The sequence below is a fragment of the Streptomyces sp. NPDC005374 genome (assembly GCF_042872225.1).
GTDB lineage: Bacteria > Actinomycetota > Actinomycetes > Streptomycetales > Streptomycetaceae > Streptomyces.
The window spans coordinates 61,514-75,089 of record NZ_JBIAKA010000001.1 but is presented as its reverse complement, the minus strand read 5'-3'; the positions used below and the strand labels follow the sequence as shown (position 1 = coordinate 75,089).

Sequence of the window (13,576 nt, the reverse complement as noted above, 5' to 3'; positions counted from 1 at the left end):
TCCGGTCACCCGGCAGGCAGGTCGACCCGGAAGCGCGCTCCGCGCGTGTGAGCGGGGTCGTGGGACACCTCGCCGCCGACGGCGCGGGCCAGGCGCCGTGAGAGCGGCAGTCCGAGGCCCGCGCCGTCGTGCCCGTCGCCGGTGTCGGCGCGGCGGCCGGGCTGGAAGAGGTCGTCGACGAACGCCTCCGGCACGCCGGGACCGTCGTCGGTGACCTCGATACGCACGCTGCCCGGCAGCTGCCGCGCGGACACGGTCACCGTGGAGAGGGCGTAGCGGACCGCGTTGGTCAGCAGCGGGCTGACGATGCGTTCGAGGAGGGCGGGCGCGACTCCCGCGTGCAGTCCTGGATCCGCCACGTCGATGAAGATCTTCACCCGCTCCCGTGCGTCGAGATTCCCGGCCAGCCGGTGCAGGACGGGGGCGACGGCGGTGGTGCCGGGGGCCGTCGAGGTGTTCTGACCTCTGTCCCGGGCGTCGTTGAGCAGTGTGTCGCAGATGGTGCGCATGGACTGGGCGGCCTCGGCGATCACCTCATGGGTGGCGCGGGTTTCGGCGGCGGTGCGTGGGCGCGCCTGCCACCAGTCGAGCTCGATGATGATCCGGGTGAGCGGGGTGCGCAGTTCGTGGGACAGTTCGCCGGTCAGCTGCTGCTCGTGGCGCAGCACGGTGCGGATACGGTCCAGGAGCGCGTCCAACGAGGAGCCCAGGCGGGCGAGTTCGGCCGGATGGCCGTCCGTGCCGAAGCGTTCGTCGGAGCCGACCGCGCTCCACTGGGTGGCCTGGTCGGTCATGGTCCGCACGGGGCGCAGCGCCCGTCCGACGGCCAGGCGCGTCAGCGCGTAGGTGCACGCGAGCATGGCGGCGTCCAGGATCAGGGAACCGAGCAGCAGGGTGTCGGCCGAACTGCGGTACGGCCCCAGGTCCAGGGCCGTGACCACGGTGGCGCTGTGACGGCTGCCCACGAGATCTGCGCACAGGCGCACGGCGTGCGGGCTTTCGGCGTCGACGGTCGAGCAGGCTCGCTCGTGTTGTGCGGCGAGGCGGTCGGCGGCCAGGGTCAGCGTGCTGTCGGCCGTCGTGGACGGGGGCTGCTCCAGCAGTTGTGTCCCGGCGTAGATCCACACGTTCGCGTCGAGGAGTTGGTCGTTGACGGTCTCCAGGACCCGCACCCGGGGACCTGTGGTGTCGATGGTCGTGGCGACGGCCGCGGCACGGTTGCGCAGTTGGTCGTCCGCCTGGTGCTGCAGGTGCCGGTCCATCACGGTGTTGAACGCCACGGTCAGCACGGTCATCAGCAGCGCGGCGGTGGTCAGCGCCACGAGGGAGAGCCGGCCGCGCAGGGTGCGGGGAGCCAGGCGGTGCAGCAGCGGGTTCATGACAGCCGGTGTCCGATCCCGCGCGCCGTCGTCAGGCTCAGGCCGCTGCCGGCCTCGCGCAGCTTGCGGCGCAGCCGGCTCAGATACTGGTCGAGGGTGTTGTCGTTGACCTGTGCGCCGTCCGGCCAGGCGGCCCGGACCAGGTCGCGCCGGCTCACGATGGCGCCGCCCGCGGCCACGAGCGTGGCCAGCAGCCGGAACTCCGTCGGGGACAGGTCGACGTCGGCTTCGCCGACTCGCGCAGTGTGCCGGGTCGCGTCCAGCAGCAGATCCCCGGCGGTGGCCACGGCCGGTGGGCCGGCGCGTTTGATGGCGGCCCGTAGCCGGGCGACGAGTTCGGCGAGGTGGAACGGCTTGGGCAGGTAGTCGTCGGCCCCGGCGGAGAAGCCGGACAGCCGGTCGGTGAGGTGGTGGCGGGCCGTCAGGAAGATGATCGGGGCGGCGAAGCCGTTGGCGCGCAGCGCCTGGCAGACGTCCCGTCCGTCCGCGTCGGGCAGCCCCACGTCCAGGACGACCGCTGCGACGTCATCCTTGGCCAGTCTCAGGGCGGTGGCGCCGTCGGCGGCGAGCACCGGCTCGAAGTCCTCGTCCAGCAGGCCGCGGCGCAGCACATCACGCAGGGCGTGATCGTCCTCGACGACCAGGATCTTGTGGTGCATGGTCCTCCGTCGGATCTTCCGGCGTACGGGTCGTGCCGTGAACGCGTGAGGCGGGCAGCCATCGGGCCATCGCATACAGGCACACACCGAGCCATCCGGTGGCGAACAGCCAGCCCCCGATGACGTCGCTGAACCAGTGCACGCCGAGATAGATCCGGGACAGGCCCACCAGTACGCCCCAGCACCCGATGACAGCCCGGAGCGAGGTGGCGCCGCGTGGGGCGCGCAGCGAGAGGGCGACGATCAGCAGCCCCGCGGTGAGGGCTGCTGTGGTGGTGTGGCCCGAGGGGAAGGCCCAGCCACCGGCCGACGTTGCCCAGTCGGCGTGCGGCGGACGCGGTCGCTGGAGGAGTTCCATCACCCCGTAACGCATCGCCTGCCCGCATCCCAGGCAGGCAACGCTCAGCGCGGCGGCCCACATCCGTTGCCGCACGGTTCGCCCTGCCACCACACCGGCCAGCGCCGCGAGGACATACGGGACGGCGCCACTGCCGGTGTCGGTCACCCCTCGGGCCAGCGCCATCGCCACGTCCGGGCGATGGGCGAGCGACCAGGTAAGGAAACCGTCGTCCATCCGCAGCGGAGCACCGTCCTGGCCGATCACCACCCAGATGAGAATGCCGAATGCGATGTAGGCGCCGAGACCGATGGTGCCGGCCAGGTCGGCGGCGTCGCGCCGGTTCATGGGGCCGTCACCATCGGGTGCATGCGGCTGGAGGCGATCCACCGGCCCACGGGTCGCGACCACCGCCGCACGGCGGTCATCGACAGGAGCGCGATGAGCCCGCCGACCAGCACTCCGGCCACGACGTCGTGCGGATAGTGCGCGCCGACCCACACCCGGGAGACCCCCATCGCCAGAGCCGCCACCGCCGCGACCGCTCCCAGCCGACGGGAGACGAAGAACAGGGCCACGGCGGCGGAGGCGGCGATCGCCGCATGGTTACTGGGGAAGGACCAGTCCCCGGGCGCCGGACACGCCTCCAGCGTCCGCACACGCAGGCTCTGGCACGGCCGGTCCTCGCGCACCAGCAGTTTCACCACGGCATCCACGCCGAACGCCACGACCACGACCACCGGCACGGCCAGCGCCGTCACCGCCGCCGCGCCCCCGGCCCGGCGCGCGAACCACCAGCCGACGCCCGCGAGGACGGCGAACACCGCGAGCCCGTACGTCGACCAGAACGACACAGCCCCGTCCAGCCAGCCCGGCGCATGCCAGGCCAGCCTCGCTACATCCAGGTAGGTGGAGCCGTCGATCGACGATCCGTCGAAGGCCATGATCACCTGCTTCCCCCCTTGGGCGTGGTGCCCCGGCGGGCCCGGTACACCTCGGCAAGGAGAGGGGTCAGCGACACGACAATGATCAACGCCACCAGCGGGAGCAGGTAACGGTCGACGTTCGGGATCGATGAGCCCAGCGCATACCCCGCGAGGGTGAGGCCGATGCTCCACACGAGCCCGCCGACGATCTGCCACAGCGTGAATGTCCCCACCGGCACCCGAAGTGCTCCCGCCACCGGATTGAGCACCGTTCGCACCACCGGCACGAACCGGGCCAGCACGATGGCCTTCGCGTGCCCGTACTTCTCCAGCAACTCCTCGGCCCGGTGCGCCCCCTGGTGCAGCCGGGGCGAGTGACTGCGAGCGAGCAGAGCGCCGCCCGCTCTTCTCCCGAGCCAATATCCGCACTGCGCCCCGGCCAGCGCACCGACGGACGCGGCCACCAGCAGCGGCCCGAGCGACAGCTTCACCCCGCTGTCGGCCGTGCCGGTGCACAGCAGCCCCGCCGTGAACAGCAGCGAGTCGCCCGGCAGGAAGAAGCCGATCAGCAAGCCCGTCTCGGCGAACAACACCGCCCCCACCCCCAGCACTCCGAAGGCGGCCAGCAGAGAATGGGCATCGAGCACGTCGACAGCGAGCTGCGACGATAGGTGGACGGGTGTGGACATCGTCGCGACCCCTTCGGTCCGGCGGAGCGGGCGCGTCGCAACAGCACCCGACCAGCGACTACAATTCTGTAGACGGTCTACTGAACTGTAGACGATAGCGGGGTGAGGACCGTTCCCATGACCGACCCGAAGGACGAACGCCGACCGGCCGGCGAGCTCGAAGCCGCCGTCATGGCCGCACTGTGGGCTGCCGACGCACCGCTCACCCCGGCACAGGTACAGGTCGAGCTCGCCTCCGGCCTCGCCCGGACGACGGTGACGACGATCCTGTCCCGCCTCCATGGCAAGGGCGTCGTCGACCGCGAGCGACACGGGCGCGGCTACGCCTACGTCCCGGTGCAGGACGCCCCCGGGCTGACCGCCCAGCGCATGCACACCGAACTCGACCGGGACGCCGACCGCGAGACCGTCCTCGCCCGCTTCGTCGCCCAGCTCAACCCGGACGACGGGGAACTGCTGCGCCAACTGCTGGAGGCCGACGAACAGTGATCGCCCTCCTGCTGATTCCGCTCCTGCTGCCCTTCACGTTGCCGGCACTGGCCCGGCGCGTCCTCGCCCGCCTCGACCCGGTCACCGTCCTGCGGGCGCTGACCGCCTGCGCTCTGGCGTGCGCCGGTGCGTGCCTGGCCGCCCTCGGCGCCCTCGTGCTGATCGGCCTGCTCAAGCTCTCCCTCTTCGCGGCACTCGGCGACCTTATCCACCCCCTGCGCACCCCCTCCGACCTGCTCGTCCTCCCGGCCGCCGCGCTCGCCACCGGCGCGCTCACCCTCGGCACCTCGACTCTCGCCCGCTCAGTCCTGCGGCAGGTCCGGGCCTTCCGCACCGCCCGCACGGAGGCCGACCGCCGTCCCGCCGCCGGCGACCTGTGCGTCGTCCACTCACCGCATCCAGATGCGTACGCCCTACCCGGCAGACCCCACCGGATCGTCGTCACCACCGCGATGCTCCGCAGCCTCGGCCCCGCCGAACGGGAAGCCCTCTTCGCCCACGAGCGGGCCCACAACGCGGGCGGCCACCACTACTTCCTGGCGGCGGCCGAACTCGCCGCCCACTGCCACCCCGCACTCCGCGCGACACGTGCCACCATCCGGCTCGCCGCAGAACGCGCCGCCGACGAGAGTGCCGCTGCCACCGTCGGCGACCGCCGCCTGCTCGCCCGGGCCATCGCCCGCGCCGCCCTTGCCTCAGACGCTCAGCGCTCCACCCGCCCGGACTTCGCCCCCGGGGCCACCACGGGCCCCGTTCCCCAGCGGGTCGCCGCCCTCCTCGCCCCCGGCGACGGCCGCCCGAAATCCACACGGTGGATCGCCCTGCTCCTCACCGTCTGCGCGATCCTCCCCGCCGCGACCGCGACCACCGGCGTGATGGCCTTCCACCACCAGGTCGAGGTCGCCCAAGGCGAAGAGAACCGCTGACGGCCCAGCGCCTACCGACGAACACACTCCGCGTCGTCGCCCCATCCGCCCGCGCACCATCGCAGTCGGCCAAGATCGGCGCCCCTCTTCGCCTGAAGCCCGGCCAAAGCGCTCTCGGATCAACGTGGGTCCGGCAACCGAAAGTGACTCCAGCGAGGGCCTCGAGTTCGGCCTTGGCCTGCTCCAACCCGAGGGAGAGCTCCGCAATGATCATCCGCATCGTCTTATCCCTGGCCTGTTCCCGGCGGAGCTCGCCGCTCAGTTCGTCGTTGCGGGAGCCGCCGGAACTCTCGGACCGGCTGTGGGGAATGGTGACGGGGGAAGACCGCTGAGGGGCAGCCCGTCCCGGCCGCCCCTCCCGAGTCACTACGCGGTGCGTTTGAGGTGGGACAGTACGCCCATGCCTCCGCTGAAGGCCGCAGCGAAGGCGCTGCCACTCGCACCGAAAGTCGCGAGGGGGTTGCCATGGAAGGCCATCACCACAATGACCGCGACGAGAGAAACCACAACAGCACACAGACTGACGATCGCAACATCACGCCCGGGATGCGTGCAGGCGAGCTGGTGCGTCGAGTTGGCCGACACTCGGTACCTCCATTGACTTGTTCGCTATCTCCGCTGGATCTGGACGCACTTGACCTGGGTCAAGTGGTCACCAGCGGTACGCAGCGGGGCTTAGGTCGCCCCGGAACAGCCGTCCGGCTGTGTCCACGTATGAAGCGATGAAGTCAAGGAGCCTCCTGTGAGTAGTTGGCAGAACGACTCTAGCGATCCGTCAACTCCACTGCAATGACCAGCCGTTCAACGCTTTGGGTGAGGGAAGGCGTCCGGCTCTGCCGCCAGGCCGGACAGATCCAACACCAGTTCTCCGCCCTTCGAGCACCAGCTACGCGCCCACGGTGATGACGAGCGGAGCGGCAACGGAGAAGCAGGCGTTCAGGTGGAATCGGAAACGACCCTCTTGCAGGACCGCGGAAAAGATAACTGTGATCATCGGGAAACCGCGACGCGACCCCCGAGACCGCACCCATGCCAGGCTGATCACTGAGTTCGCAGGCAGAGAGCCCCGGAACAGACGAAGAGAAGGTCATCCGGCCGGCGTGTTCCGTACGCAGCACCGACCTCCGGCGCGGCGCCCGCCGGCGGGCATGGAACAGCGGGCGCGTCGCCCACAGCCGACGAGACGTCTGAACCCGCCTCCGCGCAGCCATCCCCCCTTCGCTCACCGTCCGCTTCGAGCCCGCCCGCGACGCTGATGAGGACCTCCGAACAACCCCGGGCTCGCTCCCGATTCCCCGGTCGGAACGGGTGACGACCTGGCAGGCGGTCAGGCTTCCCCCTTCGTTGTGGCGTGTCGGACGGCCGGTGCCGGCCGAAGACGAGAGGTTGGGGAAGACCCTGATCGAAAGGACCGCAATGCCCGAAGTCACAGCCTCGCACTACCCACCCGGCACGCCCTGTTGGACCGACCTGACGGTTCCCGACCAGCAGGCGGCCCTCGACTTCTACCGCGACCTGTTCGGCTGGCAGGGCGAGGTCGGACCGGCCGAGTTCGGCGGGTACACGGTGTGCACCCTGAACGGCAAGCCGGTGGCCGGGATCATGAAGGCCCAGCCGATGGACGAGGGTGTTCCCACGCCGCCCACGGTGTGGACCACCTACCTGGCCAGCACCGACGCGGACGCCACCCAGGACGCGATCGGCGCGGCCGGAGGCACTGTGATGTTCCCGGTGATGGACGTGGGCACCGTCGGCCGGATGCTGGTGGCGGCCGACCCGACCGGCGCCGTCTTCGGCGTCTGGCAGCCCGTCGACTTCTGGGGCGCCGCCGTGGTCAACGAGCCCGGCGCCTTCACCTGGAACGAGCTGCACACCCCGGACCTGGCCGCCGCCGGGGCCTTCTACCAGCAGGCGCTCGGCCTGTCGTCCGTCCCGATGGAGGGCATGGACGACTACCACTCGATGAACATCGGCGACCGCTCGGTCGGTGGCATGACCACCATGGGCGAGATGGCGCCCCCTGGGACGCCTCCGCACTGGCTCACCTACTTCTCGGTGGACGACACCGACAGCACAGTGGACGCGCTGGTCAGGGCGGGCGGTAACGTTCTGCTCCCGCCGTTCGACATGGTCGCGGGCCGGATGTCGGTCGTGACGGACCCACAGGGCGCCGTCTTCGCAGTGATCAAGGCCGTTCCGATGTAGGGCTCCAGACGCCAAGACCTCGCCCTCCCGAACTCAAGCAGGGTGGGCGGGGTCAATCTTTGACGGACGGCACATCCAGGCTGGGCACGGCACGGCGGCGACCGGTCAGCCATCGCCGAAGGAGCACCCTTGAGGCCGGGCCATCCCTGAACCTGCGAGTGGGGAACCTGGAGCAAGGTCCGTCCCTCGACTGGGCGACGGTGAGGACTTTCAGCCCCGCTTTCCGCAGAACGAGACCGGCGGCACGGCACAGACGCACCGTTGCGCAGTCCTCCGGCGCGGGTGTCACGAACGGCCACTTTGGAGACCTGACCGGTCCATCGATGCAACTCATAGGTCGCATACGATGTGACCTGCGAAGACGGCCGCACCCGGTGCGCAGAATCGCCCTTACCGGGTGACCTCCGAACTCGCCGACGTCCCCGACACCGGGGCCACTGACGAGATGTACGTTCCCGGTATGAGAGACGACGAGCCCACCCGCGCGGCACGACTGCTGGACGCTCAGGCGAAGGCCGAACGGCTCTTCTCCGAGATCGAGGTGCGCGGGCTGGTCGCGCCGGGTGAGGGGGAGCGGGCGGTCAGCGACCGGATCCGGGACCTGGCGAACGAGCTGTTCGGCACGACCCGGCACTGGCACAAGCGGATCGTGCGCTCCGGCCCGAACACCCTGAAGCCCTACAAGGAGAACCCGCCGGACCGGGCGATCGGCGCGGACGACATCGTGTTCGCCGACTTCGGGCCGATCTTCGAGGAGTACGAGGCCGACTTCGGGCGGACCTTCGTCCTCGGCGACGACCCGGTCAAGCACCGCCTCCGCGACGACCTGCCGACGATCTTCGCCGCCGGCAAGCACTTCTTCGAAGATGATCCCGAGATCACCGGGAAGCGGCTGCACGCCGAGGTCGAGCGGCTGGCCGCCGAGTCCGGCTGGGAACTGGGCGGCTGGCACGCCGGGCATCTGGTCGGCGAATTTCCGCACGAGAAGATCGACGGCGCGGACGTGGAGTCGTACATCACCGCGGACAACGACACCCCGCTGCGGCGTACTGACAAGGTCGGGCGTCGCTGCCACTGGATCCTGGAGATCCATCTCATCGACCGGGAGCGGGGTTTCGGGGGCTTCTACGAGGAACTGCTCACGCTCTGATCCGTCACGTCCCGCCTCGTCACGCTTTGGAGAGCAGAAGGAAGACGAGGTAAAGAATCCCTGTTCCGGCGCTGGCTCCCACGACCTGGGACATGCGCGTGTAGTACATGCGGACGATCTCATCGGGCGTCAGCCGGGTCTGACGCTTGATATGGGTGTTGCTCGCAGATGCCCGGAGGTCGATCTGCGGGTCTGAGCCGTCTACCAGCATGATGTATGTCAATGTCTGGCCCTGGTGCAGAGGTGTCGCAGGGTTCAGGCTGAGAGTTTTGGCGCCGACGGTGGCTGGCAGCACCCGCTGCGCCGTAGGCCGTGAGGTCTCGTTGAGGACAGCGATCACGTCGGCTGTGGATGTGACCTCGATGGGCTGGCCGTTGAATTGAGCCGGCTCCAGATCCTTGTTGCCGACGTTGGAAAGGTCAATTTCCACTACGTGCGGATTGCTCAGGGTCGTGGTTCCGTGCGTGATCGTCAAAGTGCCGTGAGCGGCGGTGTGCGTGAGAGTACTGACGCGCGCCGACCAATAGATCCGGCGTCGTGGCCAGACGGCGCGGTAACCGAGCCAGCCGATGAAGAGCGCTGTCGGGATCGCGAGCACGGCTCCCACCGCTCCCATAGCCGTCCAGAATGTCTCGCTCGGCGCCGCGATGATGGTCATGGCAGATCGTTATACCGGCCGATGTGCTTGGTTGAGTAGCAGTCTTCCTGGCGTAACTGGTCGCGGGGATCGTGGACTTCGGTGGCATTGGGTGGTCGTCGGCTGGCGGCGACGTGTGTTCGTGCTTCTTCAGGAACGGGAAGCCGGTGCGGCCTGCCCTCAGATGTTGATGACGGTGGCGTGCCCACCGCACAGCGCCGTGAGGCCCTCGGGGCCGGAGGTCAGGATCGTGGCGGTCCGGGCGTGGCGAGGGCGGTGGCGCCGCGCCTGGCGTCGATGGCGTACTTGTGGTCCTGGAGCAGTTGTTCCGCCGCCACAAACGACTTCTTCTTGTGAAGTGCTGGCCAAGCATTGAGGCAAAGGAGCAACGACCCTCCTGACCGTGTGCGTTTTCGTGTGCCGTCAGTCACATCAGTGCAGGTCACGCGCGATGTTCGAGGAAAGTCGACGCCTTGGTGCCCACGACGGGGTGCGGTCGGTATTTGCCAGGGAGGGAGACAATCAAACGCCCAGTCGCGGGTCTTTGACCTGCGGAAACCTGTCAGCAGGAGAGGTTATCCACAGTATGTGGAGGGGCGTGTGGCTCGAAAAGAGCAACGGTTAAAAGACCGTGTGCGTTTTGACGTGAACGCAAAAACTCCCGACCCGCATTTCTGCAGGTCAGGAGCTTTTCCCGGAGTGCCCCCGGCAGGATTCGAACCTGCGCACACGGCTCCGGAGGCCGTTGCTCTATCCCCTGAGCTACGGGGGCGTATCGGCGTTGAGCTGGTGGCTCGCGGCGACGGGTAGAACACTACCAGCTCCCTCCGGGTGATCAGGAACGGGTTTCGCGGTGGCGTCGGGCGGTCGGAGTGGGGGTGCGTCCCCGTGCGGGGTGGAAGTGGGGAAAACCCGGACGCGGTGGCCGGTCCACACCTACTCTCGAGTTGTGCCAGGCGCGTCGGGTCGGGTGCTTGTTGTGGACGACAACAAGGTCATCCGGCAGTTGATCAGGGTCAATCTCGAGCTGGAGGGTCTCGAGGTCGTGACCGCGGCCGATGGTGTCGAGTGTCTGGATGTCGTTCATCAGGTGCGGCCCGATGTGGTGACGCTCGACGTGGTCATGCCCCGGTTGGACGGGCTGCAGACTGCCGCGCGGTTGCGTTCCGACCCCCGGACCTCTCATCTGCCCCTCGCCATCGTCAGCGCCTGCACGCAGTACGAGGTCGACAGCGGCCTCGACGTCGGTGTCGACGCCTTCCTCGCCAAGCCCTTCGAGCCTGCCGAACTCGTACGCCTTGTACGGCAGTTGCTGGAGCGGGGTGGAGAGGGGCGGGACGCGGCGGAGGAGGGCAGTCCTCTCGTCGGAGGTGTCCTCGGTGGTGGTGAGACCGAACGGGTCGGTCGCACCGGCGGCTGATCGCCAGAACGATCCGCTCCCAGAACAAGCGGCTCCTAGAGCGACCAGCTCCAAGAGCAACCGGCTCCGAACGACCCGTCCCCGTCTCGCGACCCCCGTCCACATCGCGGACCTCCGCCCAAACCCGTTCGCCTACCCACCCCCCTCCTCCCCTACGCTTGACCCGTGACCCCCGTCGAGCTCTCCCGTACCGTGCTGCGCGCGGTGCGTCGTGCTGTCGATGACGGGGAGCTCGACGTGACCGTGCCGGGGCAGGTCAAGGTCACGCCTCCAGGCCCCGGTGGGTGGGGTGACTACGCCACCAACGTGGCCCTGCAGCTCGCCCGGCCGGCCGGGCAGCCCCCGCTGCGGGTCGCCGAGATTCTCCGGCAGCACATCGCCAGGACCGACGGCATCAGTGACGTCGTCGTCACCGGGCCCGGGTTTCTCAACATCAGCGTGCGGGGGAGCGACCCGACCCTGGTGCGGGAGATCCTGCGGTGCGGCCGCGGGTACGGCCATGCCGACCGGCCCACCGGGCAGCTCGTGCGACTGCACGCCCCCCACGAGGTCCGCGCGGTCGTCGTCATGGACGCCGTCGCCCGCGTCCTCCGCTCCCAGGGCGCCCTCGTCCGCACCAGCTGCGCCGACCGGCCCGAGCCCGAGTGGACCGACGTCCTCGATGCGCACAGCGACGCGTACGGCAGTCCCGGGCATCCCGGGCATCCCGGGGGCCCCACGTCCGCCGCCCCCCTCGTCGCCGTACGGCCCGTACTGGCCGCCCGCGACCCTCTGCCCCTGGGGCGCGACGCCGCCCGCTGGGCCCTGCTCCACCCGGCCGCCCACGACCGTCCCCGCATCACCGCCGACCACCTGGTCCAGCGCGAGAGCAACCCTCTCTTCCGCGTCCGTTACGCCCACGCCCGCACCCGGGCCCTCAGCCGCAACGCCGCCGACCTGGGCTTCCACGCCGAACCCGCCGGACCCGCCGTACCGGACACGCAGACATCGCAGGACACGAAGGCGCTGCACAACGCCCTCGCCGATCACCCCCGTGTCCTCGCCCGGTCGGCCGCGCACCACGCCCCCGACCTGCTCGCCCGGCATCTCGTCACCGTCGCCGATGCCGTTCTGCCGTTCCTGGTCACCGTGCTTCCGCGCGGTGCGGAGAAACCCTCGGCCGCCCACCGTGCCCGGCTCGCGCTCGCCGAAGCCGCCGGGGCGGTGCTGGCCGGTGGCCTGTCCCTGCTCGGCATCGACGCACCCGAACACCTGTGACGCACACAGAAAGCCACCCGAGAACATGAGCCGTTCCGCACATCCCGCCGGGCCCCGCCACGCCGACGTCCTTCCCGAGGGGCACTATTCCGCGCCGCCCGCCGACCTCAACACTCTCGACCCCAAGGTGTGGGCCCAGACGGTCGGTCGTGACAGCGACGGTGTCGTCACCGTCGGCGGCATCGACGTCAAGACCCTCGCCGAAGAGCACGGCACTCCCTCCTACATCGTGGACGAGTCCGACTTCCGGGCCCGGGCGCGGGCCTGGCGCAGTGCCTTCGGGGCCGACGCCGACGTCTTCTACGCCGGCAAGGCGTTCCTGTCCCGGGCGATCGTGCGCTGGCTGCACGAGGAGGGGCTCAACCTCGACGTCTGCTCCGGCGGCGAGCTCGCGACCGCGCTCTCCGCCGGCATGCCCGCCGAGCGCATCGCCTTCCACGGCAACAACAAGTCCACCGAGGAGATCACCAGGGCGATCGAGAACGGCGTCGGCCGGATCGTCCTCGACTCCTTCCAGGAGATCGTCCGCGTCGCCCACATCGCGCAGGGACTCGGCAAGCGGCAGCGCGTCCAGATCCGTGTCACCGTCGGCGTCGAGGCCCACACCCACGAGTTCATCGCCACCGCCCACGAGGACCAGAAGTTCGGCATTCCGCTCGCGGGCGGGCAGGCCGCGGAGGCCGTACGGCGGGCGCTGAAGCTCGACGGGCTCGAGCTCATCGGGATCCACTCCCACATCGGGTCGCAGATCTTCGACATGTCCGGCTTCGAGGTCGCCGCGCACCGGGTCGTCGGGCTGCTCAAGGACGTCCGTGACGAGCACGGCGTCGAGCTCCCCGAGATCGACCTCGGTGGCGGGCTCGGCATCGCCTACACCAGCGACGACGACCCCCGTGAGCCGCACGAGATCGCCAAGGCGCTGACCGAGATCGTGACGAGGGAGTGCGAGGCCGCCAAGCTGCGGACCCCGAGGATCTCCGTCGAGCCCGGCCGCGCCATCGTCGGACCGACCGCCTTCACGCTCTACGAGGTCGGGACCATCAAGCGCCTCGACGGTCTGCGCACCTACGTCTCCGTCGACGGCGGCATGTCGGACAACATCCGCACCGCGCTGTACGACGCCGAGTACACCGTCGCCCTCGTGTCCAGGACGAGCGACGCCGAGCCGATGCTCACCCGCGTCGTCGGCAAGCACTGCGAGAGCGGGGACATCGTGGTGAAGGACGCGTTCCTGCCCGCCGACCTGGCACCGGGTGACCTCATCGCCGTACCGGCGACGGGCGCCTACTGCCGGTCCATGGCGAGCAACTACAACCACGTCCTGCGCCCGCCGGTCGTCTCCGTCAACGACGGCGCCTCGCGTGTCATCGTCCGCCGCGAGACGGAGGAGGACCTGCTGCGGCTCGACGTCGGCTGAGAACACCGGGGGTGGAAGATCTTCGGTCTTCCACCCCCGGACAAATGAAATAGATGTCTCATAATCCGGACGACGGGCAGAAAGT

14 protein-coding genes and 1 tRNA gene are annotated in these 13,576 nt (G+C 69.5%); 7 read left to right on the top strand and 8 right to left on the bottom strand.

The genetic code is table 11. The features are described 5' to 3' along the window. Window positions 1-5 precede the first annotated feature (5 nt). From ACFYRX_RS00380 to ACFYRX_RS00360, 5 genes are read right to left on the bottom strand one after another with little or no spacing between them, the layout of a single operon-like run. Window positions 6-1,379: a sensor histidine kinase gene (locus tag ACFYRX_RS00380; protein WP_389095208.1), complete on the bottom strand. Its 1,374-nt coding sequence runs from the start codon at window positions 1,377-1,379 to the stop codon at window positions 6-8. Next, window positions 1,376-2,038 carry a response regulator transcription factor gene (locus ACFYRX_RS00375; RefSeq protein WP_389095206.1) on the bottom strand — a complete coding sequence of 221 codons (663 nt, stop codon included), beginning with the start codon at window positions 2,036-2,038 and terminating at the stop codon, window positions 1,376-1,378. The genes ACFYRX_RS00380 and ACFYRX_RS00375 overlap by 4 nt, the downstream gene beginning before the upstream one ends. Further along, window positions 1,992-2,723 carry a phosphatase PAP2 family protein gene (locus tag ACFYRX_RS00370; RefSeq protein WP_389095205.1) on the bottom strand — a complete coding sequence of 244 codons (732 nt, stop codon included), beginning with the start codon at window positions 2,721-2,723 and terminating at the stop codon, window positions 1,992-1,994. Before ACFYRX_RS00370 ends, ACFYRX_RS00375 begins: the two co-directional genes overlap by 47 nt. Then, a complete protein-coding gene (locus ACFYRX_RS00365) occupies window positions 2,720-3,325 on the bottom strand; it encodes a phosphatase PAP2 family protein (protein WP_389095204.1) in 606 nt (201 codons plus the stop codon). Before ACFYRX_RS00365 ends, ACFYRX_RS00370 begins: the two co-directional genes overlap by 4 nt. Further along, the gene (locus ACFYRX_RS00360; protein WP_389095202.1) at window positions 3,322-3,990 is read right to left on the bottom strand and encodes a DedA family protein; all 669 of its coding nucleotides are present in this window, start codon (window positions 3,988-3,990) and stop codon (window positions 3,322-3,324) included. Before ACFYRX_RS00360 ends, ACFYRX_RS00365 begins: the two co-directional genes overlap by 4 nt. Before the next feature lie 117 nt (window positions 3,991-4,107). On the opposite strand from ACFYRX_RS00360, the gene ACFYRX_RS00355 reads away from it, so the two are divergent. Continuing rightward, window positions 4,108-4,479: a BlaI/MecI/CopY family transcriptional regulator gene (locus ACFYRX_RS00355; protein WP_389095200.1), complete on the top strand. Its 372-nt coding sequence runs from the start codon at window positions 4,108-4,110 to the stop codon at window positions 4,477-4,479. After that, entirely contained in the window at window positions 4,476-5,405 is a 930-nt protein-coding gene (locus ACFYRX_RS00350; protein WP_389095198.1) for a M56 family metallopeptidase, read from the top strand. Before ACFYRX_RS00355 ends, ACFYRX_RS00350 begins: the two co-directional genes overlap by 4 nt. Window positions 5,406-5,771: 366 nt before the next feature. On the opposite strand, the gene ACFYRX_RS00345 is transcribed toward ACFYRX_RS00350, so the two are convergent. After that, window positions 5,772-5,990 carry a hypothetical protein gene (locus tag ACFYRX_RS00345; RefSeq protein WP_318318927.1) on the bottom strand — a complete coding sequence of 73 codons (219 nt, stop codon included), beginning with the start codon at window positions 5,988-5,990 and terminating at the stop codon, window positions 5,772-5,774. Between the two features lie 831 nt (window positions 5,991-6,821). Here ACFYRX_RS00345 and ACFYRX_RS00340 point away from each other — a divergent pair. Further along, entirely contained in the window at window positions 6,822-7,610 is a 789-nt protein-coding gene (locus ACFYRX_RS00340) for a VOC family protein (RefSeq protein ID WP_389095196.1), read from the top strand. Between the two features lie 460 nt (window positions 7,611-8,070). Then, window positions 8,071-8,760 carry a M24 family metallopeptidase gene (locus ACFYRX_RS00335; RefSeq protein ID WP_389095195.1) on the top strand — a complete coding sequence of 230 codons (690 nt, stop codon included), beginning with the start codon at window positions 8,071-8,073 and terminating at the stop codon, window positions 8,758-8,760. A 19-nt stretch (window positions 8,761-8,779) separates the two neighbouring features. Here the strand turns inward: ACFYRX_RS00335 and ACFYRX_RS00330 are convergent, their stop codons facing one another. Further along, window positions 8,780-9,418, bottom strand: a complete 639-nt coding sequence (locus ACFYRX_RS00330; RefSeq protein WP_389095193.1) for a hypothetical protein — start codon at window positions 9,416-9,418, stop codon at window positions 8,780-8,782. Between the two features lie 679 nt (window positions 9,419-10,097). Beyond that, window positions 10,098-10,169, bottom strand: a tRNA-Arg gene (locus ACFYRX_RS00325). A gap of 129 nt (window positions 10,170-10,298) precedes the next feature. Here ACFYRX_RS00325 and ACFYRX_RS00320 point away from each other — a divergent pair. The 3 genes from ACFYRX_RS00320 to lysA all read left to right on the top strand — a co-directional run bounded on the left by ACFYRX_RS00320 (window position 10,299) and on the right by lysA (window position 13,491). Beyond that, complete coding sequence (locus tag ACFYRX_RS00320) at window positions 10,299-10,817, top strand: response regulator (protein WP_389095191.1); 519 nt, start codon at window positions 10,299-10,301, stop codon at window positions 10,815-10,817. Window positions 10,818-10,982: 165 nt separating this feature from the next. Continuing rightward, window positions 10,983-12,074 (top strand): ArgS-related anticodon-binding protein NrtL, encoded by a 1,092-nt coding sequence (gene nrtL, locus ACFYRX_RS00315; RefSeq protein ID WP_389095189.1) that lies wholly within the window; start codon window positions 10,983-10,985, stop codon window positions 12,072-12,074. 25 nt (window positions 12,075-12,099) lie between these two features. After that, window positions 12,100-13,491, top strand: coding sequence for a diaminopimelate decarboxylase (gene lysA, locus ACFYRX_RS00310; protein WP_389095187.1), 1,392 nt, complete (start codon window positions 12,100-12,102; stop codon window positions 13,489-13,491). The last annotated feature ends 85 nt before the right edge of the window (window positions 13,492-13,576 follow it).

Excerpts from the sequence above, each read along its gene's own strand:
- ACFYRX_RS00330 (WP_389095193.1), bottom strand. The coding sequence starts at position 9,418 with ATGACCATCATCGCGGCGCCGAGCGAGACATTCTGGACGGCTATGGGA.
- ACFYRX_RS00370 (WP_389095205.1), bottom strand. The coding sequence starts at position 2,723 with ATGAACCGGCGCGACGCCGCCGACCTGGCCGGCACCATCGGTCTCGGC.
- lysA (WP_389095187.1), top strand. The coding sequence starts at position 12,100 with ATGAGCCGTTCCGCACATCCCGCCGGGCCCCGCCACGCCGACGTCCTT.
- ACFYRX_RS00380 (WP_389095208.1), bottom strand. The coding sequence starts at position 1,379 with ATGAACCCGCTGCTGCACCGCCTGGCTCCCCGCACCCTGCGCGGCCGG.
- ACFYRX_RS00360 (WP_389095202.1), bottom strand. The coding sequence starts at position 3,990 with ATGTCCACACCCGTCCACCTATCGTCGCAGCTCGCTGTCGACGTGCTC.
- ACFYRX_RS00340 (WP_389095196.1), top strand. The coding sequence starts at position 6,822 with ATGCCCGAAGTCACAGCCTCGCACTACCCACCCGGCACGCCCTGTTGG.
- ACFYRX_RS00375 (WP_389095206.1), bottom strand. The coding sequence starts at position 2,038 with ATGCACCACAAGATCCTGGTCGTCGAGGACGATCACGCCCTGCGTGAT.
- ACFYRX_RS00335 (WP_389095195.1), top strand. The coding sequence starts at position 8,071 with ATGAGAGACGACGAGCCCACCCGCGCGGCACGACTGCTGGACGCTCAG.
- ACFYRX_RS00355 (WP_389095200.1), top strand. The coding sequence starts at position 4,108 with ATGACCGACCCGAAGGACGAACGCCGACCGGCCGGCGAGCTCGAAGCC.